33 protein-coding genes are annotated in these 23,069 nt (G+C 47.0%); 19 read left to right on the forward strand and 14 right to left on the reverse strand.

Features of this window, described 5'->3' with window-relative positions; all coding sequences use genetic code 11:
* The 13 genes from EHW58_RS11455 to EHW58_RS11510 all read right to left on the reverse strand — a co-directional run bounded on the left by EHW58_RS11455 (position 1) and on the right by EHW58_RS11510 (position 10,233).
* A complete protein-coding gene (locus EHW58_RS11455; protein ID WP_152796504.1) occupies positions 1 to 1,503 on the reverse strand; it encodes a P-loop NTPase fold protein in 1,503 nt (500 codons plus the stop codon).
* 133 nt (positions 1,504 to 1,636) lie between these two features.
* Positions 1,637 to 2,167, reverse strand: a complete 531-nt coding sequence (locus EHW58_RS15695) for a hypothetical protein (protein WP_194163222.1) — start codon at positions 2,165 to 2,167, stop codon at positions 1,637 to 1,639.
* A gap of 14 nt (positions 2,168 to 2,181) precedes the next feature.
* A complete protein-coding gene (locus EHW58_RS11465) occupies positions 2,182 to 3,315 on the reverse strand; it encodes an ATP/GTP-binding protein (protein WP_227986312.1) in 1,134 nt (377 codons plus the stop codon).
* 142 nt (positions 3,316 to 3,457) lie between these two features.
* The gene (locus EHW58_RS11470; RefSeq protein WP_152796508.1) at positions 3,458 to 4,042 is read right to left on the reverse strand and encodes an MT-A70 family methyltransferase; all 585 of its coding nucleotides are present in this window, start codon (positions 4,040 to 4,042) and stop codon (positions 3,458 to 3,460) included.
* A complete protein-coding gene (locus EHW58_RS11475; RefSeq protein WP_152796510.1) occupies positions 4,039 to 4,383 on the reverse strand; it encodes a hypothetical protein in 345 nt (114 codons plus the stop codon). Before EHW58_RS11475 ends, EHW58_RS11470 begins: the two co-directional genes overlap by 4 nt.
* A 176-nt stretch (positions 4,384 to 4,559) precedes the next feature.
* Complete coding sequence (locus tag EHW58_RS11480; protein WP_152796512.1) at positions 4,560 to 4,838, reverse strand: helix-turn-helix transcriptional regulator; 279 nt, start codon at positions 4,836 to 4,838, stop codon at positions 4,560 to 4,562.
* Between the two features lie 54 nt (positions 4,839 to 4,892).
* Positions 4,893 to 5,717 carry a DUF2303 family protein gene (locus tag EHW58_RS11485; protein ID WP_227986313.1) on the reverse strand — a complete coding sequence of 275 codons (825 nt, stop codon included), beginning with the start codon at positions 5,715 to 5,717 and terminating at the stop codon, positions 4,893 to 4,895.
* 2 nt (positions 5,718 to 5,719) lie between these two features.
* Complete coding sequence (locus tag EHW58_RS11490; RefSeq protein WP_152796514.1) at positions 5,720 to 6,115, reverse strand: hypothetical protein; 396 nt, start codon at positions 6,113 to 6,115, stop codon at positions 5,720 to 5,722.
* Positions 6,116 to 6,131: 16 nt separating this feature from the next.
* A complete protein-coding gene (locus EHW58_RS15700; RefSeq protein ID WP_194163223.1) occupies positions 6,132 to 6,308 on the reverse strand; it encodes a hypothetical protein in 177 nt (58 codons plus the stop codon).
* A gap of 90 nt (positions 6,309 to 6,398) precedes the next feature.
* Positions 6,399 to 8,051 carry a lambda-exonuclease family protein gene (locus EHW58_RS11495; protein WP_152796516.1) on the reverse strand — a complete coding sequence of 551 codons (1,653 nt, stop codon included), beginning with the start codon at positions 8,049 to 8,051 and terminating at the stop codon, positions 6,399 to 6,401.
* Positions 8,048 to 8,809, reverse strand: coding sequence for a hypothetical protein (locus tag EHW58_RS11500; RefSeq protein WP_152796518.1), 762 nt, complete (start codon positions 8,807 to 8,809; stop codon positions 8,048 to 8,050). The genes EHW58_RS11495 and EHW58_RS11500 overlap by 4 nt, the downstream gene beginning before the upstream one ends.
* Before the next feature lie 21 nt (positions 8,810 to 8,830).
* Positions 8,831 to 9,205, reverse strand: a complete 375-nt coding sequence (locus EHW58_RS11505) for a hypothetical protein (RefSeq protein ID WP_152796520.1) — start codon at positions 9,203 to 9,205, stop codon at positions 8,831 to 8,833.
* 356 nt (positions 9,206 to 9,561) lie between these two features.
* Positions 9,562 to 10,233 carry a S24 family peptidase gene (locus tag EHW58_RS11510; protein WP_152796522.1) on the reverse strand — a complete coding sequence of 224 codons (672 nt, stop codon included), beginning with the start codon at positions 10,231 to 10,233 and terminating at the stop codon, positions 9,562 to 9,564.
* Between the two features lie 138 nt (positions 10,234 to 10,371).
* Between EHW58_RS11510 and EHW58_RS11515 the strand changes: the two genes are divergently transcribed.
* From EHW58_RS11515 to EHW58_RS11595, 17 genes are all read left to right on the forward strand, one after another.
* Positions 10,372 to 10,644, forward strand: a complete 273-nt coding sequence (locus tag EHW58_RS11515; protein ID WP_152796524.1) for a hypothetical protein — start codon at positions 10,372 to 10,374, stop codon at positions 10,642 to 10,644.
* Positions 10,613 to 11,020: a hypothetical protein gene (locus EHW58_RS11520; RefSeq protein ID WP_152796526.1), complete on the forward strand. Its 408-nt coding sequence runs from the start codon at positions 10,613 to 10,615 to the stop codon at positions 11,018 to 11,020. The genes EHW58_RS11515 and EHW58_RS11520 overlap by 32 nt, the downstream gene beginning before the upstream one ends.
* Positions 11,017 to 11,247, forward strand: coding sequence for a hypothetical protein (locus EHW58_RS11525; RefSeq protein ID WP_077459545.1), 231 nt, complete (start codon positions 11,017 to 11,019; stop codon positions 11,245 to 11,247). The genes EHW58_RS11520 and EHW58_RS11525 overlap by 4 nt, the downstream gene beginning before the upstream one ends.
* The gene (locus EHW58_RS11530) at positions 11,247 to 12,098 is read left to right on the forward strand and encodes a hypothetical protein (protein WP_152796528.1); all 852 of its coding nucleotides are present in this window, start codon (positions 11,247 to 11,249) and stop codon (positions 12,096 to 12,098) included. The genes EHW58_RS11525 and EHW58_RS11530 overlap by 1 nt, the downstream gene beginning before the upstream one ends.
* 19 nt (positions 12,099 to 12,117) lie before the next feature.
* Positions 12,118 to 12,753, forward strand: a complete 636-nt coding sequence (locus tag EHW58_RS11535) for a DUF6475 domain-containing protein (protein WP_152796530.1) — start codon at positions 12,118 to 12,120, stop codon at positions 12,751 to 12,753.
* The gene (locus EHW58_RS11540) at positions 12,743 to 13,057 is read left to right on the forward strand and encodes a hypothetical protein (protein ID WP_152796532.1); all 315 of its coding nucleotides are present in this window, start codon (positions 12,743 to 12,745) and stop codon (positions 13,055 to 13,057) included. Before EHW58_RS11535 ends, EHW58_RS11540 begins: the two co-directional genes overlap by 11 nt.
* Complete coding sequence (locus EHW58_RS11545; RefSeq protein WP_152796534.1) at positions 13,047 to 13,250, forward strand: hypothetical protein; 204 nt, start codon at positions 13,047 to 13,049, stop codon at positions 13,248 to 13,250. The genes EHW58_RS11540 and EHW58_RS11545 overlap by 11 nt, the downstream gene beginning before the upstream one ends.
* An 11-nt stretch (positions 13,251 to 13,261) precedes the next feature.
* A complete protein-coding gene (locus tag EHW58_RS11550) occupies positions 13,262 to 13,639 on the forward strand; it encodes a hypothetical protein (protein ID WP_052708100.1) in 378 nt (125 codons plus the stop codon).
* Positions 13,640 to 13,742: 103 nt separating this feature from the next.
* A complete protein-coding gene (locus tag EHW58_RS11555) occupies positions 13,743 to 14,327 on the forward strand; it encodes a DUF1367 family protein (protein ID WP_152796536.1) in 585 nt (194 codons plus the stop codon).
* Entirely contained in the window at positions 14,324 to 14,659 is a 336-nt protein-coding gene (locus tag EHW58_RS11560) for a nuclease domain-containing protein (RefSeq protein ID WP_152796538.1), read from the forward strand. The genes EHW58_RS11555 and EHW58_RS11560 overlap by 4 nt, the downstream gene beginning before the upstream one ends.
* The gene (locus EHW58_RS11565; RefSeq protein WP_152796540.1) at positions 14,652 to 15,125 is read left to right on the forward strand and encodes a VRR-NUC domain-containing protein; all 474 of its coding nucleotides are present in this window, start codon (positions 14,652 to 14,654) and stop codon (positions 15,123 to 15,125) included. The genes EHW58_RS11560 and EHW58_RS11565 overlap by 8 nt, the downstream gene beginning before the upstream one ends.
* Entirely contained in the window at positions 15,122 to 15,934 is an 813-nt protein-coding gene (locus tag EHW58_RS11570) for a TIGR02642 family protein (protein WP_152796541.1), read from the forward strand. The genes EHW58_RS11565 and EHW58_RS11570 overlap by 4 nt, the downstream gene beginning before the upstream one ends.
* A 268-nt stretch (positions 15,935 to 16,202) precedes the next feature.
* Positions 16,203 to 17,120: a hypothetical protein gene (locus EHW58_RS11575; protein ID WP_227986314.1), complete on the forward strand. Its 918-nt coding sequence runs from the start codon at positions 16,203 to 16,205 to the stop codon at positions 17,118 to 17,120.
* Complete coding sequence (locus EHW58_RS11580) at positions 17,107 to 17,844, forward strand: HIRAN domain-containing protein (RefSeq protein ID WP_152796545.1); 738 nt, start codon at positions 17,107 to 17,109, stop codon at positions 17,842 to 17,844. Before EHW58_RS11575 ends, EHW58_RS11580 begins: the two co-directional genes overlap by 14 nt.
* A gap of 639 nt (positions 17,845 to 18,483) precedes the next feature.
* Positions 18,484 to 20,151, forward strand: coding sequence for a TaqI-like C-terminal specificity domain-containing protein (locus EHW58_RS11585; protein ID WP_152796547.1), 1,668 nt, complete (start codon positions 18,484 to 18,486; stop codon positions 20,149 to 20,151).
* Positions 20,152 to 20,907: a PaeR7I family type II restriction endonuclease gene (locus EHW58_RS11590; RefSeq protein ID WP_152796549.1), complete on the forward strand. Its 756-nt coding sequence runs from the start codon at positions 20,152 to 20,154 to the stop codon at positions 20,905 to 20,907. It abuts the gene before it with no gap.
* Between the two features lie 138 nt (positions 20,908 to 21,045).
* Entirely contained in the window at positions 21,046 to 21,339 is a 294-nt protein-coding gene (locus tag EHW58_RS11595; RefSeq protein ID WP_152796551.1) for a heavy metal-binding domain-containing protein, read from the forward strand.
* 20 nt (positions 21,340 to 21,359) lie between these two features.
* Here the strand turns inward: EHW58_RS11595 and EHW58_RS11600 are convergent, their stop codons facing one another.
* The gene (locus EHW58_RS11600) at positions 21,360 to 21,557 is read right to left on the reverse strand and encodes a hypothetical protein (protein ID WP_152796553.1); all 198 of its coding nucleotides are present in this window, start codon (positions 21,555 to 21,557) and stop codon (positions 21,360 to 21,362) included.
* 197 nt (positions 21,558 to 21,754) lie between these two features.
* On the opposite strand from EHW58_RS11600, the gene EHW58_RS11605 reads away from it, so the two are divergent.
* Positions 21,755 to 22,132 carry a hypothetical protein gene (locus EHW58_RS11605; RefSeq protein ID WP_152796556.1) on the forward strand — a complete coding sequence of 126 codons (378 nt, stop codon included), beginning with the start codon at positions 21,755 to 21,757 and terminating at the stop codon, positions 22,130 to 22,132.
* Between the two features lie 144 nt (positions 22,133 to 22,276).
* Positions 22,277 to 23,044 carry an HNH endonuclease family protein gene (locus tag EHW58_RS11610; RefSeq protein WP_152796558.1) on the forward strand — a complete coding sequence of 256 codons (768 nt, stop codon included), beginning with the start codon at positions 22,277 to 22,279 and terminating at the stop codon, positions 23,042 to 23,044.
* Positions 23,045 to 23,069 lie beyond the last annotated feature (25 nt).

Consider the following 23,069-nt stretch of genomic DNA (forward strand, 5'->3'; position numbering starts at 1 on the left):
CTATCGGTCAAATGAAACCGATAGCTCTACCCAATCACGATAATCCTTTTTCGTTGCGGTAAGATTGAATAAGCCCTGCTCGAGAAAATAATTAGCGTGTTCGTGAATCCTATAAATGCTAGAGTCGGGATAATCCATTGGATAAGGGAATATGGGTTGGTAACTCAGAGGCTCAGTAAACTTGTTCAATTTGCTTAGTATTGAATACAGGTGATGTTTAATTGTACCTCTACCATTGTTAGACCCCCCCGGGTAAAGCTTTTCATCCTCGGGTGCAAAGTAATAGACGAATTCCCCCTCGCAAAGATCTGATTCTTCAGTTCCATTGGGAAGAAAATCCTCTTCAGACTTTGCTTCAATCCAGTGCTTGTAAAGCGTATAGTTTTTGTCTCGGATAACAAAGAGTATCAGCAAGAGAGATGGATTAAAGCTTTTATCCGCATGATAAAGGCAAGCTAATAGTTTATCGCTAAGCTGCTCGATTTCTCGCAGTGAGAGTTTGTAGTAGTCCGCAACCTCGAAAATAATACGGGCGAGGTGTCTAGGCTTAGTGATTGATGGTATATGCTCGCTCCAGTGGGTTTGTATAGTTACACTACTTCCAATCATTGTCTCGATAAAGTTCAGTGTCGATGGTTCACTTAAGGAATAACGACGGCGAAAAAAACGACCTAAATATGTCTGAGCATCAAAGTCTTCACCATATACTGCCTTGACTGTGTGCTGAAGCTGCTCTGTATTCGTAGCTATGATGAAAACAATTTTATTTAGCTCGAAAAAGTGCTTGACGACTTCGAGCATTTCAACGGCATAGCTAGGGCGGCAGCGATCTAATTCGTCGATAAACACGAATGCTGGTGACTTAATATTATCCCGATGTGCCACTACGGCCTCAACTAACTTCTTGACTTCCTCCCTTAAGTGCTGAATTGAAAGGAGCTTTTCGTTATGCTCATTGACTAAGAGCTTGGCTAGCTTGGCCGCAGAATCACTTACAACTTCTGAGAAATCCACGTCATCAATATGGTCAGAATGCAGGATTTCGGAAGTATCCTCTGTGTTTGAAAATGCATCGGGATCGATGCCAGTGGCTTTTTTAAACAACGCTCTGGTTAATATAGGCGCGGCAGTTTTCATGAATTTAGCGGATTTTTGAGCGATGTTATTGATTGATTGATTTCCCGCGGGAAGCTGACCTTCAAAAGCATTGATTAGAGATGACACGACAGTCAGCATCGGATCATCTGAATAATCTTGCTTCCATGCATCTATGTAAACTACAGGATGAGTATCTTCAATGCTATCCACCCACCGCTTGATGAAGAAGGTCTTTCCGGCTCCCCAACTAGCGTTTAAATTAAGAACATAGCCCCCGCTTTTTGCTACATCTACCAGGTAATTATGTAAGAATGAGGCATATCGAGCTCTGTCCAGAGTGTCTGGCGGAAGCTTTTCACTAGTTGTCGGGCTAGACCAATTAAAGCTTAATGTTTGTTCGGGCATGAGGGATTCCTACTTTTCGCGGGAGAGGGATAACATTCTTGTCCGCTTTGTTGTCCGAGTAGCGACCTCTGGAGGTTAGGGCCGCTTTTTAGACTAGAAGAGCTAATGATTTGCCGACCGTTGTGACAGCATCTTATTGAGTCGAATTAGACATTAGAGCTCTCAATTTCACTATCTCCTCTTTATCTGTTTCATCGAGAACAGGTTTGGGGAATGACCTTTCGTAACTTGCTTTGTTGGTTGGCGAGCCTCCCAAGTATGGCCTCAGTGCGGATTTGCACTGAGAACCATCATCTCCCGCTCTTTGTCCCAAAACAGATAGCAGCATACCTTCGAGGCATACAGGCTTGGAGATAATGATTTCTATACCGCGTTTTCTAGCATACGCCCAGTCTTTTTCTGTGATCTCTACATCATCATCCATGAGAATAAAGCGTCGATCATAGGCCGCCTCTTTTTGTTTACACGCTGCTCTAATAATACTCCCTGGTGACCCCCCGTCAGATGATTCAACCTTGATGGTTTGGCCGTTATGCCTATCATCGTAAAGGCCTTTCATGTGATTTAGGAATGCTCTATCGTGGACTCCTTCCCCAACAATCAATAAAGATGTGACGCTAACCCTGCGACTTTTTCGGCCAGCTCTTCGTTTTGGCTTCGACATGCTGCTATCTCTCCCTAAACGTTTGGTACTGCACCTAGCGCGCCTGCCTGGTACTTAGCATAAAGATTATCATCTGCTCTAATGCCGACCATTTCATCCAGCCTCCATGCTTCACTTGCTAAGTTCTCTTTCTCCACTAGATAGACTTGATGCTTCTTTAAAATATTCAAGACCTCTGGAGTGTGGCAAGTAAATATCAACTGAGCGTCATTAGGATTGGTTTCTTTGTGCTTGAACCAATCTAAAATAACGGGAAGCATGTGTGGATGAAGATCGTTGTCAATCTCATCTAGTACTGCAATGCCCCCAAATTGCAACACGGGAGCAACTCGTCTTAAAAGCACGAAGAGGGCTTTTGTTCCACTTGATTCTTCAAAAAGAGGTAGAGAAAAAGCACCATTCTCACATTTATGTACAGCATATGGAAAAGGAAATGTTATTTCTTTCCCACTTTCATCGTTAAAAGTATGCTCTTTATATTCAATGTCATCAATTCCAAGATCGAGATCGAATATAGCCTGGTGCACCATATCCATTAATGTTTCATTATCTCTTAGGTACTCGGCGACCTCTACTATTGCAGCCTCATGAAAATGTCTACGACCTCTGAATGTAAGGTTAGAAACAAATTTTTTGAAAAACTCATATATATCATTAGCGGTAGATACGTTCTGTTGGTATGCCGCTGATATTACTGATACATTCTGCCTTACTTTTTTTCCTTGTGTGACAGAAAAACCAAAACCTTTCTGCTTAAATGTATAGCCTCCATTATCATCCAGATCGCGGACAAAAACATATGAAAAACTTCGGCTTGTTTTTTTGTACAAAGCTTCACTAATTATACACTTCCTAGTCAGTGAGATAATATACTTATACTCCTGCTCGTCTAGTGTAAAATGAAGCTCAAAGGAAGTTGGCTTATCTCTAAATAGTTGATGTGGAATAAAAGGGATAGCCTCATCCGGCTTGAGATCAAAAGCCGAATCAATAATGAATGAGCTTAAAAAAGCTAATGGACGAAGGAATTGGGTTTTGCCGGCGCCATTGGCACCAACGACTGCCGCTACCTTATTAACACGCTCTCCAGATGGTGCATCAATGTCATAATAAGAAGCGGAAGGCTTTCTTCCGACTTCAAATGACAACTCCTGCTCCTCTGCGAACGAGTAAAAGTTACTGAATAGGAGTTTAGTAAGCAATTTGACCACCTTTGTACAAAATTTTGTTGATTATGGCTTAAAATGAAGGTCTTTTCAAATCAGTTAGCTTGTCAAGAGTGCACGCATGTCACAGAAAGCTCGGTGTTGCAGACCGATCAAAGGTTGTGCAGACAAGCTTTACAGTAGACTCACACTCATTCCCCCAGGAATCCCACCCCTCAATGTTTTGACGAGCAAACAGCTCTATCCGCGGTACATCACCAACTAGCTCTGTGAGTAAATCGCGAAACACCGCCGGCTTCTCACTATGCTGCCCGCGTGGTGCAGTTACATGCTGAATGATCCCGGCGTCCATTCGCTCTAGTAGCTTGCCTTTCACGCCAAAGAGCATATCCTCAGAATTGCCTCGGGTCAGATGGCCCATGCCCATGCAGTCTTTGCCGCTTTTGGCGTGAATCTTATGCCAAGTAAAGCCTTTCATTGTCATCAAGCGGAATCCCCATGCGTGACAAAGTTCGACGGCCTCCATCGGCATTGTTGGCACATGCCACATCGCAAGAAGGCATTGCTCGTCAGCCAAATCCCACACAGGCAAGCGTTTTAAATCTTCTAACTTCATCACCGGGTACTTATGCTTGGCGCCGCGTTTGCCTGAGTTCGCGCTATCTCGATAGCGCCATGGTGGATCTGCGTAAATCAGTTTGTAGCTCATGCCGCCTCCTCGTTGAGCAATCCAAGCTCTCTGGCTTCCCATTTCGAAAGGCAATCCCATCCGCCCATGCTCGCGAAAATTTTGCCGGCCTGCTTTTCGTCGAATTCAATGGGATGAGGCGATGCCATATACCCCGCGGAGATAAAGTGCTCAGGGTTTTGTTGTGCGATAAGTGCATCCTGATGCTCTCGCATCGCTTCAATCAGATCGCTCTCGTAATAGTTCGCGCCTGTCTGCACTTCAGAGTATTTGGCGTACTCTTGGCCATCTTGGCGGCGGCAGAAAACTGCAAGCAATATCGTCCACTGGTGAGGCGCTTCGCCAAGCGCCTGAGCCATCATGCGAGTTACCTTCTCGCGCTTACCATTCTTCAAATTGAAGACACTGCTCTCTTTGTTCTCGCCTTGAACCCACGCAACAGCCAGATTATGAGTTGTAGCGCTAGCAAGGCGGCGAAACGATGTTAGTGCGTTGAATTTTTTGTTCCGCTTTTTCGTCTTTTTACTCATTGGGCACCTCACGCAGCTTGCTCGCGACGCACGTATTTAGTGCCATCAATATTGATAATTGCTGGCTGATAGGCCTCGCCAGAGCTTTCGCCGAACGCAAGCCAGTTTTTATCGACGCCAATAATTTTGGATAGCGCCTCGATGCTGCTCAGCCGCGGCTCTGTCTTTCCCGTTTCAAGATCTAGATAGGTTTGACGGGCGCAGTCGAGCTGCTTGGCCACAGATACTTGAGTGATCCCGGCGTCAATGCGAGCTTGATGTAGTCGTGCTGAAAATGGTGTGGTCATTGGTCGTTACCTCATGTCGGTCGTTTGAAAAGGGGCCGGAGCCCCAGGTTTGGCTTAGCTTGCGAATTGGCCGATAAACGTCTTGATGTGTTTAGCGTTTTCGCTGGCCAGCTTGTCGATGATGATGCCTTTGAACTCTTCGCCCATGGCCTCCACGTGCGCTTCGAGCTTTTTGATGCGCAGCACTAGGATTTGGTTACCGATAGCGCTCATGCGTAACTCAAAGCTGCGCTCTGACAGCCCGTGATAGGGGATACACGTGAACTTGAATACTGCCGGCATCGGGTACTCTTCTTTGGTGCGGATCGCCATCGACTCGTATTCAGACTGACTGGCGCTAAAATCTTCAACGGAAGAATCACCGCCACGCTTATGCTCAAATGTCATGTTACGAACAGCTGCGCTGGCGACGGAAATGTCGATAGGCGTTCCGTTAGATTCGAACGCCTGCAAATTTCCGCTGTAATCTTCAACCCATTCGGCAAGCACTTTCTGTGCGTTACGCTCACCGTCGATTTCTTTGAGTGCTCGGAAGTCTGCCGTGGGTTTTAGCTTGAGTTTCGCCTGGTGCTTACAATGTCCAGGCTCTGCTTGGGTGCCCAGGTCGAAAATGGCTTCTGCGGTCATCACGTCAGGGTCAATAAAGCACTGTGCGCCGTCTTGCTCGTACTTGATTGCATAGTTGATGAACTCATCGATGTGATTGCTTTTCATCACCCCGCGGAATTGGTTGCGGTGCGGCATGTATTGCTCAAGAGAGTGAAGATTGAAATTCTCGGGTAGGGCAGCAACCGGGAAACCAGTACCTGTCAGTTGCTTAAGCAGCTCTGGTGCAGAGCCCAGGGTTTGAATTTGCGTGATTGCGGATTTGTCCATCATGGTTAGCGCACCTCTTTGAGTTTGCGTGGTTCATCGAAAGCCATTTGGCCGTTAACATCTTCTTTAGGGCGGTCGTAGGTCAGCTTCCCGCCTTTTCCGACGTATGCTATTGAGCGATACTGGAAGTCCTCTTTTTTCTTACCGAAGTTGAGCTTTGGCTCGTCCACGGTGATGCCCGCGATAACATCTAAGAATGAGTTATCACTGCTACCGCCCGGCTTTAACTTCAGCTTGATAGTGACTTCGCCCTGTTTGTTGGCCGCTGCCACTGCGCGGCCCACGTTAGATAGAGCAAGCCCGAGTACGTTAGCGACAACCCCACCATCGATGTCTTGCATCAGTTTGGGGAAGTTGGTTACTCGGTCGTACTCTGGTTTCTTTTCCGTTTCATCGGTCATGGTCATTACCTCTTGATTAATGGTTGCGGCGGTAAAGGTGGTGCGTATACCGCTTTGGTTTGCCAGCTTGGTGAACGATGATCAGTGCTTGTTCGCCTGTATAATGCACGTCCACTTTTGTGCCTCGCCGTCGGTATAACTCAACCAGCTCTGCCGCCTCTTGTTTACTGACAGTCTGTGTTTGGTATTCCATTGCGTTCCAAATTGTTAAAGAGCGATATCTAAAAGCACACTGTGGGCAATGCGCTTATAGATGCCCCTGAAAAGCCAGGGGCGGGCATTGTTATGCTGCGCGGTCGTTCAGTGATGCCATGGCATCGTCATAACCAGACCAGTTATCAACTCCGTGGGCTTTGAGTGCGTCCAGCTCTGCTTCACACTGCTGCAAGTGGCGGTACTCGCGCATTGAGATGGAAACCATGCTGTTTTCTAGCTGCTGCTTGGTACTTGGGCCTTGGCTAATATCTGAGGCTTTGCGCATGGCAGGGGCTGTATTTTGCTGCTGCGCTTGTACGGGAGCCTGCTGAGTGGTTGCCGCTTGCTCGGCGCTAGCCTTGGCTTCGGCTTGTGCCTTTTCCTCAGCCTTGCGTGCTTCCTCTTGGCGAATGCGTTGGCGCTCTGCCTCTAGTCGCGCTTCTTCTGCTTTTTGATGATCAGTCATGCGCTTGGCGACAATCGCCTCAAAGGCTGCCGGGTCTGTGAATGCAAGCTGTGCCCAGTCGTTAAATAGGAACAAGTGATCGGATCCGTGCTCAGCAAGGAAGGCTTTGTTTTGGCGGCCAACTTCGGCATAGCTATCTAACTCAATCTTGGCTTTGGCGACGGCATCATTTGCGGCATCTTGCAGGCTATCTAGCTTTTTCTTGCCCTTGAGCGCGTTAGCAATGGAGACGGCAATAGACGGAGTGGGAGCGTTGAGCTCCGCTTCTATGGCGCGTTCGTAGTCACTAATTTGACGATCTGCGGCATCGTGGATTTCTTTGCGGATTTCTTTCTTGCGCTCTTCAACCTGTTTGTTTGCAGCAAGGCGCGCTTGACGGATTTGCTCGCCGATGTAGTTGAGATCTTTGGTGAACTGATCAATGTCAGCCACTTCACCCAGCACCTGCTGGTTGATTGTCTTGATGTTCGCCTCTGCGCTTTTGAATACTTTTACAAGCGCTTCGGCGTTAGCAAAGTCCTGATCGGTTTTCAGTGGTTTTTTAGAGTCCTCAACCAGTTTTTCGGCGGCGGCTCTGTACTCTGGAAGATTGGAGTCCAGTTTTAGGCCATTCATCTGATAGCGGATGGCTGGCAGATCGCGGATTGGCTCCGCCTCTGCTTCCTCGACCTTTTCCGGCGCTTGGTACTCAGAAAGATCTTTCATGAACTGATGCCAGCCCGCCACCAAAGCTTCACGGCGTTTAGGATCGGACTCGTAAAAGCAGTAAGCGTAGTTTTCGCCTTCAACGGGCTCGCTGCCGTCAGTTAAGTCCGAGCACATAAAGATTGCTTTCTCTGCGCCAGACACCAACAGCTGCTGCTCTAGCTGCCAAATGTAATGCAGGTCTAGGCTTTCGTTTTGCACATCTTGAATCAGCTGCTTGTTTAACAATTTGTGCTCAAAAACCACATCATCCAGCATGGTGACGCCATCAAAGCTGGCTAGCATCCAGTCGTATTCATCACTGATTGCAGTGCTTGGGAATAGCTCGTCATCGATAATGCTTTCAGCCAGTGGGCGCGCTGCATCTTCTGCTGCGTGACCTTTATCAAAAATGTGCTTTTGCGCTGGGGTCACCTCTGGCACTTCGCCTGTCGCTTTTTGGTGAAGCAATTTAGCGCGTGTTAGGTATTTGCTATCGCCCATCATCGCAGGCGCTTCGCTCGCGGTCATTTTAGTAGCGCGTAGCTCGTGCCATTCCGCAGAGCCTTGAGTGACATTAATGGTGATCATGCTGCATTCTCCTGTGCTTCAACATTGCGGATGGCTTGCATCTGCGCATCGGTTAGCGTGCCCTTCGACGTTATCTTGGCGATAATCGCTTCGGCGGTGGTTTTGCCTTCGGTAATTGCCTTGGCCCATGCCTCGAAGTTCTTCTCAAAGTGCGCAGCCGGATATTCAGGTTTTTCTAGCTCCGCTTCATGTTTGGGGGTAGGGTTAACCTCTTTCTCCTCAGCTTGAGCTGGGATATCGCGAACTTCTTCCGCAAGGCTGATACCACGTAAGCGATCCGCGTAGGCTTTCCGTGCCGAGAAGCCAAATGCCCGCCATTCAAGCATTTTCTTGGGGTAGGCTTTCCAGGTATTGCGCCCCCATAGGCCAGCTTGCTCTGCATCTTGTTTTGAAAACTCGCCCACGAACTCAATGTTCTTGCCGTTGCGCTGTCGCACGATGATGCAACGCGCTGTCATGGTCCCTTCATCAAACTCATCGCGAATATCAATGAGATCAGGGGCTGACATAATCAAAGCGCGAAGTCCATCACCCCATACTGAGGGGCGGCCATTGACTACGGCGATATTTTGAAGCGCTTGTACCGGTTGAAGGCCAAGCTCTGCGCCCATCTGCACGGCGACGAGTACGTTGCCAGGTTTACCCTGATAATCCTTTGGCACCATTTCAGAGTTGGCCATTAAATCCGCCATTCGCATGGCTTCGTCGAGTGATTGCGGGGTGAGCGAAAACCCGCCAGTCGTTGCTAGCTGTGTCATGGTCGTTACCTTTTTATTTGATTACGCGGCCTGGGCAGGCAGCTGGTCGAATGCTTGTTCGATGCGCTGGCGATGTTCTTCAATGAACGAATCTAGAGCGCTGTATGCGAATGCTTGTAAACCAAGTAGCTTTTGCATGACGTGTGGCGCGTCGGGGTCGTAGTCCATCAAAAACTTGAGTAGGCCGTCGGCAGCTTTTCCTTCTTGGAAGTCGCCGAAGTAGAAAGAGCCAAAGTCACTGAGTGATAGGCCACAGAACTCTCTATTGCCCAAGATTCGGTCTTTGCCATCCTCAATGAATGCCTTAAGTTCATTGGCGCGAGCATCTTGGCGGTCGAGCTTGTCTGTATGCTCTGCGAGTTGAGCGTCGTAATGGTTATCAATGCCTGAAATCATGTTACAATCCTCATGTTGTGCGGGTTTTCTTGGTCGTTAACCCCTCAATCCAATGCTCTTCAGTAGAGATTGGTTGTTACCTCAAGCCGCGAAAGCGGTTGGGAAGTGTGATTTGGTCGTTGCACTTCCCCGAACTGGCCCCGCCTCTGTGCGGGGCTTTTTCGTATTAGGCTTAACTACCTCGTACGTAACGTTAATTGCTCTGCGCTAATGCGATGGAAGGATGGTAATATTAATTACGCAATAAAGTCAAACTATTTTTCGTAATATAAATTACTTTGGGTAATTATAATGACACTATGAGGTAAAAAAAACCGCAAGCGCGGTTTATCTATGATTTCTAGGCGGGGTGTGACCTAAACTGGGCGAACGTGGGCAACTACAGTTCCGACCAACCGGCAGTTACCGTTAATCTTTATATATTTCATATCTGGCGGATAGTTGGGATTAAGTGCTTTGAGTATCTTCTGCCCATCAATGATCTGTAATTGCTTAAAGGTCGCTTCATTAGACTCTTCAAGCTGAGCAACTACAAACTTACCATGCTCGGGCTCGACGATATCTGGATCGACATAAATTAGATCTCCCTCACAAAATCGGTCAAGCATTGAGTCGCCGCGAACAGTCAATATGAATGTTCGAGGTCCACACCTAGATGGGCAAGGGTAGTATTCGTAATCTTGCTCTGGATACTCATTGATAGCTGTAAATGCGCCAGCCTGAACCCAGCTGATCAGCGGGCACTTTTGCTCAACTTTGGGGCCCGGAGATACATTTGATTGGATGGAATCTTGTTCTTCTACGGGCAGATCTCCAAAAGCTAGCCACTGAGCCCGGCAGTTTAGCTCGTAGGTAAGTGCGACCAGTACCCTATCCTTAACCCCTTTCTGTATACCCAGCTCAAGGTTAGATATTGAGATTCGGCTGAACTTCATCTCCGGTAAACGTTTGGCAACGCGTCTCGCCAGCTCATCTTGTGTCAGCCCGAGCTCCACTCGCCTTTGCTTTACCCGATCGCCAATAGTCATCGTCAACTCTCTTAAGTTTTTTATTTCTTTAATTAATTACTGTCACGGACAGAATGCCACATTTATTACTTTTTTTTATTACGTCACAAAGATTGAGTTTTTAGGTAATTAAAATTACTATTGGTGTGGGAGGTAGAGATGAAAAGCAATCTTTATGACATTTTGTTGAGCGTTTATGGTTCCGAAGCCGCCATTGCCAAAGCCTTTGGCGTCGAACGAGCTGCGCACTGGAAGAGAAAAGTACCAGAGCGCGTTGCGCTTTTGTGCCATCTAAGTCCCGACATCCCTTATCAGTACAACCCTACGACATATCAGAGGGATATGAAGGGCCTTAGGCTTGTTTTAGAAAAACCAACGACCAATAACGAGGTAACGACCAATGACCAAAACCTATATTCACAAGCGGCTTGACCAGCTGGAGCAGAATCGGCTGATTGGCAAGCCTGGCTTATCGATGAAGGACGTTCGAGACAGCCAGGTCAAAGTACGCTTCACTGAGCATGAGAATGACTTGCTTACTCTTTTAAGCAAGCAACTCGGCCAGCCCAAAGCCGTTTTATCAAACGTGATTTTGATTGACGCGATTATCGACTTGCTGGCTGAAGACCCTCTTTTACGCAGTGATGTTATGGCTGCGTGGCGCGACCAAGGCCAACCTGAACTCGACTTTTTCTCTGAAATCGACAAGCGCGCTAAGTATCAACCTGAGCCGATTGATGGCGAATTCTGCCATATCCCGCCAGCTGATCACCGCTTGGAGCTACTTCGTCGCGAGGAGGATCTGTGAAAAACGTTCTCATGCAGTACATCCGAGGAGAGCGCAAGATAGAAAACCTAGATGCTCACGATGCCTTTAGTGAGCTAGTGATTAACGCTGCGGCTAATCGCCGCGGCGTTCGTCCCGATCAAATGCGCTTATCTCTCACCATCAAGTCAATCTCAGACCCTGTAATGACGGGGCCTGATAACTACGTTTGCATGCCAAAAGTTAACGAATGGCAGGGGCTGCACTAATGAAAGATCACGCCATCATAGCCGAGCTGCTGGGGCAGGGCGCAAACCTGTCTATATCACGCATTGTTGTTCGTATGTGCGGGGGTAACTACACCGTTGCCGCTGTGCTGAGTCAGCTTATTTTCTGGTCGAATCGTGCCAGTCAAAAGGGCGGGTGGTTTTATAAAAGTCAGGTCGAGTTAGCTGATGAACTGGAGCTTAGCCGAGACCAGGTGAAGCGTGCTATTTCCAAAGCTAAATCATTGCACTCTGACGTGATTGAAACCCATGTTAGGCGTGCTAATGGCGCACCAACAACGCACTTTAAAATCAACTTTGAATCACTGATTGAAGCCGCAAAAACCGTTATGGCGGAATCGCCCAATCGAAATGGCGAAACCGCACAATCCATTGGGCGAAATCGCCCAAACCACGGGGCGGATGCGCCCAATCCACAGGGCGGAACCGCCCAATCCATAACAGATCCGAACACAGATCCGATCACAGATCCGAACAACAATAATACGCGCAAGTCTGCGCTGGACTTCTCGACTTGGCCTAGCAAACCCTCTCGGGATGTTTTCAAAGACTGGAAAACCCTTCGAGACAAAAAACGGGCTCCCATCACCCAGACCGTGATTAACCGACTCGGCAAAAAAATCACCGATGCAAACCAACGTCTCGGACTCACCGTCGATGACGTTCTGGGAATTTGTGTTGAACGGGGATGGCAGGGCTTTGAAGTCGCCTGGCTTGAGAACTACGCCACGCAACCTGGCGGTAAGCAAGCTCAACTCGAACAGCGAAACCGCAGCGCTGTTGACGAGTGGCTAGGGGAAAACCACTGCGGAAACGTGTACGACCACAAGTAAAACACGAGGTAACGACCAAATGACTAGCAACGACCGAAAACAATTTGCCACTGCGCTCACTGACGTCCTCGCCGTGTATGGCCGCGAGACGTCAAAGGGCGTTCTACGTGTGTACTGGGAAGCGCTGAAGCACTACGACCTAAGCGCAGTGTTAGAAGCGCTGTCTCGACATACGCAAAACCCGGACAACGGCCAGTTTGCACCGAAACCTGCGGATCTTATCAAGCTGATGGGTGGCACGAGTAATGACCGAGCGCTGATCGCATGGGCCAAAGTCAGCAAAGCCATCGGCTCTGTTGGTGGGCAAAACTCCATTGTGTTTGATGATGCGCTAATTCACGCCGTGATCCACGACATGGGCGGCTGGCCGGCAATCTGCCAACGGCCAGAAGACGAGCTCAAGTTTGTGGCGAAGGAGTTTGAAAACCGCTATCGCACTTACTTGTTCCATCAGCCGCAAAGCTATCCGTCAAAGCTTATCGGCATAGCTGAAATGGGCAACGCACAGGCGGGGTTTCCCGTTGATCCGCCACTGATTATCGGTCAGCGAGAAACATGCCGACTGGTGTACAAGAGTGGCAGCCGCAACGAGTCAGCTCCAAAGGCGCTCATTGAAACACGCAAGCTGATCTCTGGAGGTGCCCATGCAGCCTAATCACGAAGAAATGCGCGCAGAGCTAGCGGCGGATGCCTTTGTAGCATACGTGCGCCTGCTATCACTGCACAGTTCTGACAAAGCACAAGCAATCAAAGAAATTGCTGGTTGCACCGGTAAATCGGAGGTGACCGTTCGTGGCTGGCAAAAACGCGGCGTGCAAGGGCGCGATAACGCGATGGTGATGTGCCAATTCGCCCAATTACGTGGCTTCTACTTTGGCATTCACATGTTGATGCCAACAGAAAAGGTGGTGGCGCGTTACATCGATATCGAGCGCGCAAGGCTTGGCTATGCAGCATGACCGCAAGCTAACAGCCGAGCTTTTGACCGAAGCCGGCATGATGCCGTTTGTCAGAGGAATCGCGGCACGGTTTGGCACAAACGGCAAGCTCGAAGATATCGCGGTGATCACAAAACGCGGGGGCGCTTACGTGGGTCAGTATCCACAACGCGCTGAAAACCGCGTGGTGCCACTCGATACGCAGTACAAGTGAGGTAACGACCAATGGCATTAATCGAAAAACATCCGATGCGAACGCCGCTCAAAGAAATGATGGCGATTCGTAGGCATGCCGCTAGGTGGGTGAAGTCGGGCAAATATCGGCTCAAACAAGGCACGCAGTTCAGCAGGGTGGCAACGATTGCGCGCGGATCAGCATGGAAAACGCTTCGAGAAATCGAAGCGGATATTCAATATTTCTTTCCCGATACGCCGGATACGCAAGCCGCGATTTCGGCAAGGCTGCGCGAAGTCAGTCCCTGTAAACATGGCCTAGTAAAACAGCGAACGTACTACACGAGCGAACGCGGCACGATTGTGCATGTTTACCGTTTGGTGCCTGTCACATGGCTGGAAGAGAAAGCAGAGCGGGAGGCGGCATGACAGCACAAGAAATAGGTCTTGCTGTTTGGGCTGTGATTGCTCTAGTCGGTTACGTGCTGTGGCTGGGTAAGTTCTTCTGCGGGAATGAGAGGGACTACGACTGATGCAATTGTCTCTTGTTAAGTTACAAGGCGGCACGCTGATGCCGCTCACTGATGACGATAAATCGCTGATCGACAAAAAGCGCGTCGGTACGGTGCTTGAAGCGCACTTTAAAGAGAATCGTAACCCGCGGTTTCACAGGAAATATTTTGCGCTGCTGAATCTTGGCTTTGACTACTGGACGCCAAAAGGTGGGGCTATCTCGCCGCATGAGCGCAACCTTGTGTGTCGGTTTGCGAAGGAGCTTTCAAAGATTGGCGGCGCGGAGCAGACGCTGCAAGAGCTGGCTAGCAATTATCTGGATGCTATGGCAGCGAAGCGCGCCAATATCGAAGTGGAGAAGAGCTTCGAGGCTTATCGGAAGTGGGTAGTGGCCGAAGCTGGTTTCTACAAAACCGTGACGTTACCGAACGGGACCGTTAAGCGTGAAGCTAAATCGATCAGCTTTGCGCGTATGGACGAGCGCGAGTTCGACGAGCTCTACACCGCGTCACTAACTGTCATTTGGAATCACATACTGCATGGGCATTTTGAAAGTGAAGCCGACGTGGATCATGCGGTGAACACATTGCTGGGGTTTGTATGAAAGCGAAAGCACCGGCGTTACGCAGCAAGAAACTTACCGACGGAGCTCGCGGACAGCAGTGCGCATTGCAGATTGTTGGCGTGTGCAATTACAACCCGGAAACTGTCGTGTTTGCGCACTTGCCAAGCGAAACCCATGGCATGGCGTACAAATCGGACGACATTTGGGGCGTTGATGCGTGCTCTGCTTGTCATGATGCTATCGATGGACGAATTGGATACGAGTTCGAACCAGGCGAGCGTGAGCAGTACATGCTGCGCGCATTGCACATCACGCTGATGCGTCGCGTACGTGACGGCGTTATTGAGATTAAGGGGGCTAAGTATGTTTGATGACAACGTGTATTCCCTAGAGCGCAAATTGGGGCGGATTAAGCACCAGGGCGGCAACGTGAAGAAAGTCCGTCGCGAAGCTGAAACCGAAGAGTGTGCAGAGTTGGTACGCTGGGCGCGCAAGACCGTGATCGCTGGCATTACCGTGGGTGATTTCTTGACGCATGTGCCAAACGAAGGCAAACGCGGCAAGAAAGCGAGAGCCGACTTCTATCGCCTTGGCGGTCAGCCCGGCTACCCGGATTACATTCTCGATGTAGCGGCTTGTGACTATCACGGCCTGCGAATCGAAGCAAAAGAGCCGAATGGTGGACGTATTAGCGACGACCAGCGCAAGTGGGAAATGCGATTGACGAGCCAAAACTATCTATTCGTCTACTGCTACAGCGCAGATGAAATGAAAACACTGATTACTGAATACTTAACCGGCCAATTGCAGGGGCCGACATTAGGAGGTGCCGCATGAGCCAAGGACTAGAACTGTTTATTCGTATGCATTTGGAGAAGACACCAAGCATGCAACGTGGGCGCCAGACACTGACTGGTGATGTGATACTAGGCGTGCTGGGTAAGTTGCAGCGTGGACATCCTTTGGGCAGTGACGCGATCATGTGGCGGTGGCTTGATGATGCGCAGGCTCGGGAGCGGATTGAGCAACGACTGCTTCACGAACTCAAGCAGGGAGAGAATGTCCGTAAAGACCTGGGCAAGCATATCGTAGTGACCGCGATAGATGCGTTTCATGGTACGCCGACGCTTGGCCAGGCGCGGAAACTTAAGACGCTATGGAAGTCGCACAGTGAGCAAGCTAAGCGCAGCAAGCGGCTTATTCGTGGCTACAAGTTGAGCATAGCGAAAGCAGAGAAGCAGGAGCTGGCCGCGACGAGTGAGTTTAGACAGAAGCATTATCAGGGCGAGATTGCACGGCTGAATGAGCTTGTCGAGGCAGAGCGGGCGCGGCTTGATACATACGCAGAGAAGCAGGCGGCCAAGAGCACTAAGTGTCCGAAATGCGCTGGGACGGGGCAAGTGAAGATGAATGCCTGTGGCGCATGTGAAGGGCGTGGTGCGTTACGACTGACTGCGGATGGTTTGAGAAAAATACTGCGGAGTAATGGGGTGCGAATGTCGGAGAAGCTTTGGCGGGACGAGTTGGAGCCATTGTTTACGCAGACATTGTGGAGGCTTGATGTTGCGCATGATGAGGCGGCGCATGCGTTGAGTAAGTATCTAATTTATGAGGGAAATGAACAAGCCTTTATGGATATACCATAAACGCGCTGCTCGTAACATTTTACGTGGTTAAACACTATATATTTTCCTGAGGTCTGATAAGCTATAGCTCAAGGGCTTTGTATGGCTTATAACCCCTGAGCTGTTCGGGTTGTACCGGAGTTTTAGCTGTATGTAACATATGGAATTATTGTACATGGATGTTGAGGGCGGTTTAGTTCACGGCCCTTGGTAGAAACTGAGAGCATATTATAATTGCTTGATATTGCTGGTAATTCTACCAATTTAATTTTTTATGAAAAGGTTTGTAGTGTTTGAAATTAAAAGGCTCAATGTTAATCCTGACGATCTTGAACAGCTAGGCACGAAAGAAAAATTTTGGTTTAGTTTTAAAGGTGGAAATGTTCAGTGGCTTTTTAAATACTCGCGTGAAAACACTGGAGAGCACTGGTCTGAGAAAGTCGCGGAAGAACTATGCAAGCTGCTGGGAATTCCCCATGTGAAGTATGAAATGGCTCAGATGAATGAGCGGTATGGGATTGTAACTCCCAATGCTGTGCCTGAGCAGTATCGAATGATTATGGGTAACGAAGTTCTACACAAAGATAGTCCTTCGACGTACCCAGAACCGTTTGGTGATACACAGCAGTTTGTTAGAGTTAAGCAGCATACTGTCAGTAGAGTTCTTGGTTGTCTTGATGGTGTAAATCCACCTAAGAGTTGGGAAGGTAATAATAATCTCAATGCGGGAGATGTATTCTGTGGATACTTGTTGCTAGATGCATTAATTAGTAACCAAGATCGACATCATGAAAATTGGGCAATAGTGATGAATGTTGATACGCAAGAGAAGTTTTTATGCGAAACCTATGATCATGCAGCGAGTCTTGGGAGAGAGTTGCTCGATCAGGAGCGTCACGAGCGTTTAACAACCAAAGACATTAATAGAGGTGTTGGCAAGTTTGTTCGTAGAGCAAGGTCTGAGCTTTTTAAGCTAAAAACAGATAAAAAGCCACTATTTACAAATGAAGCATTTTTTCACGCGGTTGATAAACGAGCTAGAACAAAAGACTATTGGCTTGGGAAATTAGCTTCAATTAATGATGATGATATTTTTGATATTTTTAATCGAATACCGGCGGAAGTTATATCTGAATTGGCTAAAGAGTTTTCTTTTAAAATGGTGATTGAAAATAAAAAAAGGTTATTAGAAGATGAACGAGCATGAGGCAGTATACTTGGCGTGGCAATCACCGGACTCCAGGGACTGGTATGTGATTGGTGCATTAACTCGAATTTCTAATGGGTACGAGTTTCATTATACCAAAGGCGCATTGTATGCGGAAAAATTCGTTCCATTTAGTGGAATGGAGGACCTGTATAAGTCATATGTATCTTCTGAATTATTTCCGCTATTTCAAAATAGAGTGTTATCTAGTAAGCGGCCAGAATACCCTAGATTTATTAAATGGTTAGGTCTTTCTGAGGAAGAAGCCACCCCAATCAACATTTTAGCAAGATCGGGTGGACTTAGAAGTACTGATAGGATGCAAATGTTTAGGAAGATCTCCACTAGAAAAGATGGCAGTTTTGAACACTTTTTCTTTGTTCATGGTTTAAGTTATTTAACAAGATCGGCACAGAAGCGAGTAGAGACATTAGAGGCTGGAGAGGCTTTATCTTTATGTTTAGATTGTCAAAATAAGCACGATGAAAATGCAGTTATCATTCGTGCTGATAACCCAGCTGAAATTGTTGGATATTGCCCTCGATATTTAGCCAAAGACATCGCAAAGCTTTTAAATATTTCAGATTATGTGGATTTAACAGTAGAAAAAATTGAAAAAGATGCACCAGTCAATTATCAATTGATGTGCAAAGTTTCAGGTAGAGTGAGTGAGAGCTATAGCAATAAATTGGACATGCAAGAAGAATATGAGTTTATCGTGTGATAGAACTCTGGCGTGTCCTCTTATTATTGACGGTTTACCACTGTATGCGTCGGCTGGTTATATCCAGCCGATATTGGGTATTTGCCATATTGTCGATGGTATCTTACTTCATCGATAGGATAGAAGGTACGCAATAGTTCTCAATGATGCCCGCTGCTTAGTTTGTGAATGCTTATTGAGCTAGCTGGAGTGTCAGCGAGTTTAAACGTGATAGTGTTTAGTTGTACAGTTTCCAGTTGGTAATGTTTCATTGAATCTATTCCATGCGACCTCGCTAACATAACTTCACGGAAGGCTAAACCCGTAATAGCTTACCCGCCTATCGGACGCTGAAGGATGTGCAAGCTTGATAGCGTTTGTATGCGTTGCCGCCATTTAATTATCTGGCGTTGTTTTATATTGCATTTTGCCTTGATAGGACGCCCACAGAATCGTAAGCTTGACAGCATATCTCCACGATTTAACGCGGCAGTGCTCTAGCAAGATTTTAGACGAGCTTGATGACACGTAGTGAGCAATACATCTTGAAAGGTTACTCAAAAGTTATAAGAGTGCGGTGAAAAGTAGCATGTAAATTTATGCTGGTGAACATATGCACAAGGGTAGGCTGTTAGTGATAAATTTTTTAGGCAGGTAAAGATGCAAGAAGCATTTCAATTTGAGAACCAGCGCTTAGAAGCGGAACTTGCTGCTTGGGAGGTATCTGACTCGGATAAAGGGCAAATATATACACGCCCTGAAGTAGTTGAGTTTATGCTAACAGCAATTGGCCTAAACACTGCCGAGGATGTAGAGCAATGTCGCATATTGGAGCCTTCGTGTGGGGAGGGAGAGTTTGTAATCGCCATAGTGCGACGGTTGCTCTCAGTATATGAGCAACGGCCATCCGTAGATAAGCTCTCTCCCATGCTGCTTGCTGTGGATATGGTTGGTATTAGTCTAGACATAGCTAAGCGGAAAGTGTCAAGCTTGCTGTTTGGTCATGGCTACAACTCCACCGAAGTCGAGTTTTTGTTAAGTCAGTGGTTTTTAAAAGCAGATTTTCTGCAGGCTGATATACCTCAAGGTTTTACGCATGTTATCGGCAATCCACCGTATGTAAGGGTGGAAAGCATACCCAAGGGCATATTGAGGAGTTATCGGCAAAGATTTGTCACTATGACAGATCGTGCAGATTTATATATTCCCTTTTACGAAAAAGGTCTATCTGTACTTGAAAAAAAAGGCCGCCTCTCATTTATTTGTACAGATCGCTGGGTAAAGAATACTTACGGTAAATCTCTTCGAAAGTTCATAAGTGACTCGTTCGGACTAGAGTTATTTGTTGATCTATACGGTGTTGAAGCTTTTGAAAAAACCGTGATGACGTATCCTGCTATCACTCAAATAGTTAAGAAACGACGAGATTTAACTGTTTTAATGCACGAAACAGACTTTTCTGAAAAAGAAGCAAAGAAAGCTGTAGCTGCGTTACAAGGCGAGGGTACGGATCTTCAGGTAAGAAGAGATGTTGTTAACGGTGAGCGACCTTGGTTGCTTGGTTCTTCGGACCAAGTAGCACTAGTAAATAAGTTGGAAAGTAAATTTCCCCTGTTGGAGGACGCTGGGTGCAAAGTGTTTATTGGTGCAGCGACTGGCGCCAATAAGGTATACATCGTTAACTCAGATCATGTAGGCGCTGTTATTGAAGAAAGTAGGCTTTTGCCTTTGATTACAGCAAATGAGATTAAGAATGGAGATATACGATGGAAAGAGCGTTATCTCATCAACACTTATGATGATAATGGCCTTGTTGACTTAGATGATTATCCATTATTATCAGAGTACCTCAACAATCATAAAAAGGCACTTTGCGAGCGTCATGTGGCGAAAAAAGATCCGACGCGATGGTATAAAACAATTGATCGAGTTTATGAACACCGAGCCAGGACAGAGAAACTACTGATACCTGACATAAGTAGTGAGCCGGTCGTTATTTACGATGAAGGTAGATATTATCCAAATAATTCAATTTACTACGTATGTTCTGACGAATGGGACCTAAGCGCTCTAAGAGTGATCCTGCTGTCCAATATAACAAAGGTGTTTATATCGACCTATAGCACAAAAATTGCCAAGGGATATCTTCGCTTCCAAGCTCAGCACTTGAGAAAATTAAGATTGCCACGCTGGAATAGCTTATCTGAGGATCTAAGAAACCGGCTTATCGCTGCAGGTCAAATGGAGCCGGTGGAAATGGACTTCTTGTCATTAGCATGTGAAGTCTATGAATTGAATGAAAAAGAAAAATCTATAGTAGGTATTTAGATGGCACTAAACCTAGAAGGGTACGAAAAGCGCGTTTCAGATGCAGTGAAGAGCTTTTGGAGCGTTAGGGAAAGAGAGGGCGTTCGAAGTGGAAAAACTCTTGATGCTTTTGTAGAGCTACTAACATGGGTTGTCCGGAGGCATGGATTGCCAGAGGCCATCGTACTTACTGGTAGAAAAGCACAGTTACCAGGCTTCTTTCGGCCTACAAAGTCTTGGGACGTTATTATTATGGACCACGACACATTAATTGCCGCTATCGAGCTCAAGTCAATTGCTGACTCTTTCGGAAAAAATGCGAATAATCGTAACGAGGAGGCTCTTGGTAGCGGAGTAGATATAAAAGAAGCATTCGAAGAAAACGCTTTCGAAGGGCTAACGCGATTATTCACAGGTTATTTAATTTTAGTTGAAGACTGCCAGCAAACTCGTACGAGTGTACAAATTCAAATGAAGCACTTTAGGGCCATGGAAGAGTTTATGCTAAACCCCAAAGAGCGAGACACTTTGTATACGAAAAATTCTAAAGATGAGTATCCGGCTATCGATGGTGTTTCGTATATGAATCGATTTGACATTCTTTGTCGCCGGCTAATGCAGAAAAATCTTTACACAGCAGCATCTGTTATCAAGTCACCAAGAAGTGCTATCGAAAGTGGAGATTATAGCGCTATTACCAGAGAGACAAGTATTAAAGCGTTCCTGGCTTCGTTAGCCAGCCACGCGGAAACTATTGCTGCTATAAAAACTGACTGACAGGCAGCCGCATAAGTAAATAGTATTGTAGCTGGCATACCTATAGCTTATCTTGCCAGGATAAATTTAAAGGTAGCACCATGGGGCATTAACCGTTTTACTGCGGCTGAAAAATATAGACAGAAGGACAGCGCAATAATGTCACTTAAAAGCAAAAATACAGGGCTTGTTCCTGGCTGTTACACGTTGAGTTGCATTCCGGGAAGAGAGATAAAAGCATCCCTAGGTGTAATAGAATACACTTTAACCTTTACGCAAAGCGAGCCTGCAGAAAAAGTTACTCAGGCCTTTGAGGGGTTACTTGAGCGAGCGCTTAGTCAGGGAGCTCATTCAGTTGTGAATGTGAGACTAGAAACAAGCATATATCGCCCTTTTTTTGGGATCGACTCAACCATTTTATTTGCCTATGGAGAAGCTGTTTTAGTTGAATAGACTAGTACCGGGCAGGTAAACTATTTCTTGCTCGCTTTTTTGTACATCACAACATCTTCAAGCCAAAACTGCCACTTGCCCGCGCCAATGATTATGGGGCGGGGGAATGACACACCATCATGTTGGCGTTTCTCATATACTGCTTCTCTGACGGCTTGTACACTCATATCGAGCAGTGTGGCCGTTTCTGTTATCGATAATCGAAGGGGAGTTGGCATAGATCGTTATCATCGCTATATGTACTATAAGCCTAGCAGGCACGACCGCATATGTAGTACTACTACTGGGGTGTAGTAGTACTCAATAGCGATAACAATCACAAAATACGGCACAACCCTGATTTTGAATCTAGAAAAAACTAGAAATCTAGATTTTTGGTGGTATTGTATGATCTGTAACTTTGCAGGAGGTACATATGCCCAACTACTATGTTGATGCCGAGATAGCATCTAGGATCGAAATGCTTGTTAAAAAAGAACCATTTGAGGAGCTTACATTTAATGAAGCATTATTACGCTTGCTTGCTCTTATTCCTAAAGAGAAAGCTGAGGCTGATAAGATACTGGAGGAGATCCTGGGCTCTATCTCTGATAAACCCAAGGTGAAATCCTCTCCTAGGCCTCACGAATGGGTGATGGATGTCCCTGAGCTTAAAGGGAAAAAGAGGTTTGCGACCTGGAAGTCTATATGTGACTATTTATCTATCGATGTCGGATCTGATTCTGCAAGGCGAAAGCTGCAGGCATGGGTTATGACTAATCGGCCCAATTGGCCTTCCGTTCCAGATGCTTGAGCTGGTTTAAGCTATCTATACCAAGCAAGAGATTGCTTTGTCACTCCCTTGCTTGGCTTGAGAAGCAATGATTCGACACGTGTCTTTGTTTCTCTCATGCCGATGTGTTATTTGTTAGTCAATTCTAATGGAACGAATAACACCATGACTAAAAATCTATTCTGTATTCTATCTTTGGCACTCCCCCTGGTGTTGCTTTCTGGCAATGCTGATGCGTCCACAGTAAAGAAGAGCAAGTCTGGCATCTGTCACGACACCCATAGCTCTTTTTACAGCCGCACTAAGAACTTCACCCCTTTCGATACCCTTCAAGCTTGCTTAAACAGCGGTGGCCGGTTACCAAAGAACTACTCGGGCCCCGGTGTCAAAGCTGCTGTGAGCCAAGCTACCGATGAAGCCAAGCGAGAGAACCGGGCATACAGTAAGCTTTACGATCGCGATGACTGGCCGCATTGGTCTGATCATGATGGAGATTGTCAGGATACGCGCGCCGAGATTTTAATTGAGCGTTCAGAGGCTCCTGTAACGTTTACTAATGATCGTGATTGCACTGTTAAGACCGGTCGCTGGATAGGGCAGTTCACCGGCAAGATATATACGAAGGCTAGTGATGTTGATATTGACCATGTCGTCGCTCTGAAGTGGGCGCATGGCCATGGCGGGCAGGATTGGTCACGCAGCGAGAAAGAGCGGTTTGCTAATGAACCGGACAACTTGATTATCGTCGATGACGGTTTGAATTCGCAGAAGGGTGCACAGGGGCCGGATGATTGGTTGCCTGAAGTGCAGCCGTATCGTTGCAATTACCTGCGACAGTTTACGAGTGTTATGACCGAGTACGGGCTTGCTTATGTGGATGCTGAGCGGGCCAGGGTGGCTGAGTTGCGGCTTGAGTGTTCTGCTGATCTTTAATCGTACAAGTAAAGAGTTTTGGAGT

It is taken from the genome of Salinivibrio sp. VYel1 (assembly GCF_009377945.1).
Classification (GTDB): Bacteria; Pseudomonadota; Gammaproteobacteria; order Enterobacterales; family Vibrionaceae; genus Salinivibrio; species Salinivibrio siamensis.

Bases quoted from the DNA above. Each gene is read 5' to 3' on its own strand.
- EHW58_RS11555 (WP_152796536.1), top strand. From the start codon at position 13,743: ATGCAATTGTCTCTTGTTAAGTTACAAGGCGGCACGCTGATGCCGCTC.
- EHW58_RS11550 (WP_052708100.1), top strand. From the start codon at position 13,262: ATGGCATTAATCGAAAAACATCCGATGCGAACGCCGCTCAAAGAAATG.
- EHW58_RS11565 (WP_152796540.1), top strand. From the start codon at position 14,652: ATGTTTGATGACAACGTGTATTCCCTAGAGCGCAAATTGGGGCGGATT.
- EHW58_RS15700 (WP_194163223.1), bottom strand. From the start codon at position 6,308: ATGGAATACCAAACACAGACTGTCAGTAAACAAGAGGCGGCAGAGCTG.
- EHW58_RS11570 (WP_152796541.1), top strand. From the start codon at position 15,122: ATGAGCCAAGGACTAGAACTGTTTATTCGTATGCATTTGGAGAAGACA.
- EHW58_RS11580 (WP_152796545.1), top strand. From the start codon at position 17,107: ATGAACGAGCATGAGGCAGTATACTTGGCGTGGCAATCACCGGACTCC.
- EHW58_RS11545 (WP_152796534.1), top strand. From the start codon at position 13,047: ATGCAGCATGACCGCAAGCTAACAGCCGAGCTTTTGACCGAAGCCGGC.
- EHW58_RS11490 (WP_152796514.1), bottom strand. From the start codon at position 6,115: ATGACCGATGAAACGGAAAAGAAACCAGAGTACGACCGAGTAACCAAC.
- EHW58_RS15695 (WP_194163222.1), bottom strand. From the start codon at position 2,167: ATGTCGAAGCCAAAACGAAGAGCTGGCCGAAAAAGTCGCAGGGTTAGC.
- EHW58_RS11605 (WP_152796556.1), top strand. From the start codon at position 21,755: ATGCCCAACTACTATGTTGATGCCGAGATAGCATCTAGGATCGAAATG.
- EHW58_RS11590 (WP_152796549.1), top strand. From the start codon at position 20,152: ATGGCACTAAACCTAGAAGGGTACGAAAAGCGCGTTTCAGATGCAGTG.
- EHW58_RS11495 (WP_152796516.1), bottom strand. From the start codon at position 8,051: ATGATCACCATTAATGTCACTCAAGGCTCTGCGGAATGGCACGAGCTA.
- EHW58_RS11560 (WP_152796538.1), top strand. From the start codon at position 14,324: ATGAAAGCGAAAGCACCGGCGTTACGCAGCAAGAAACTTACCGACGGA.
- EHW58_RS11510 (WP_152796522.1), bottom strand. From the start codon at position 10,233: ATGACTATTGGCGATCGGGTAAAGCAAAGGCGAGTGGAGCTCGGGCTG.
- EHW58_RS11585 (WP_152796547.1), top strand. From the start codon at position 18,484: ATGCAAGAAGCATTTCAATTTGAGAACCAGCGCTTAGAAGCGGAACTT.
- EHW58_RS11505 (WP_152796520.1), bottom strand. From the start codon at position 9,205: ATGATTTCAGGCATTGATAACCATTACGACGCTCAACTCGCAGAGCAT.
- EHW58_RS11595 (WP_152796551.1), top strand. From the start codon at position 21,046: ATGTCACTTAAAAGCAAAAATACAGGGCTTGTTCCTGGCTGTTACACG.
- EHW58_RS11485 (WP_227986313.1), bottom strand. From the start codon at position 5,717: ATGATGGACAAATCCGCAATCACGCAAATTCAAACCCTGGGCTCTGCA.
- EHW58_RS11600 (WP_152796553.1), bottom strand. From the start codon at position 21,557: ATGCCAACTCCCCTTCGATTATCGATAACAGAAACGGCCACACTGCTC.
- EHW58_RS11540 (WP_152796532.1), top strand. From the start codon at position 12,743: ATGCAGCCTAATCACGAAGAAATGCGCGCAGAGCTAGCGGCGGATGCC.
- EHW58_RS11530 (WP_152796528.1), top strand. From the start codon at position 11,247: ATGAAAGATCACGCCATCATAGCCGAGCTGCTGGGGCAGGGCGCAAAC.
- EHW58_RS11455 (WP_152796504.1), bottom strand. From the start codon at position 1,503: ATGCCCGAACAAACATTAAGCTTTAATTGGTCTAGCCCGACAACTAGT.
- EHW58_RS11535 (WP_152796530.1), top strand. From the start codon at position 12,118: ATGACTAGCAACGACCGAAAACAATTTGCCACTGCGCTCACTGACGTC.
- EHW58_RS11500 (WP_152796518.1), bottom strand. From the start codon at position 8,809: ATGACACAGCTAGCAACGACTGGCGGGTTTTCGCTCACCCCGCAATCA.
- EHW58_RS11470 (WP_152796508.1), bottom strand. From the start codon at position 4,042: ATGAGCTACAAACTGATTTACGCAGATCCACCATGGCGCTATCGAGAT.
- EHW58_RS11610 (WP_152796558.1), top strand. From the start codon at position 22,277: ATGACTAAAAATCTATTCTGTATTCTATCTTTGGCACTCCCCCTGGTG.
- EHW58_RS11480 (WP_152796512.1), bottom strand. From the start codon at position 4,838: ATGACCACACCATTTTCAGCACGACTACATCAAGCTCGCATTGACGCC.
- EHW58_RS11520 (WP_152796526.1), top strand. From the start codon at position 10,613: ATGACCAAAACCTATATTCACAAGCGGCTTGACCAGCTGGAGCAGAAT.
- EHW58_RS11515 (WP_152796524.1), top strand. From the start codon at position 10,372: ATGAAAAGCAATCTTTATGACATTTTGTTGAGCGTTTATGGTTCCGAA.
- EHW58_RS11475 (WP_152796510.1), bottom strand. From the start codon at position 4,383: ATGATGGCTCAGGCGCTTGGCGAAGCGCCTCACCAGTGGACGATATTG.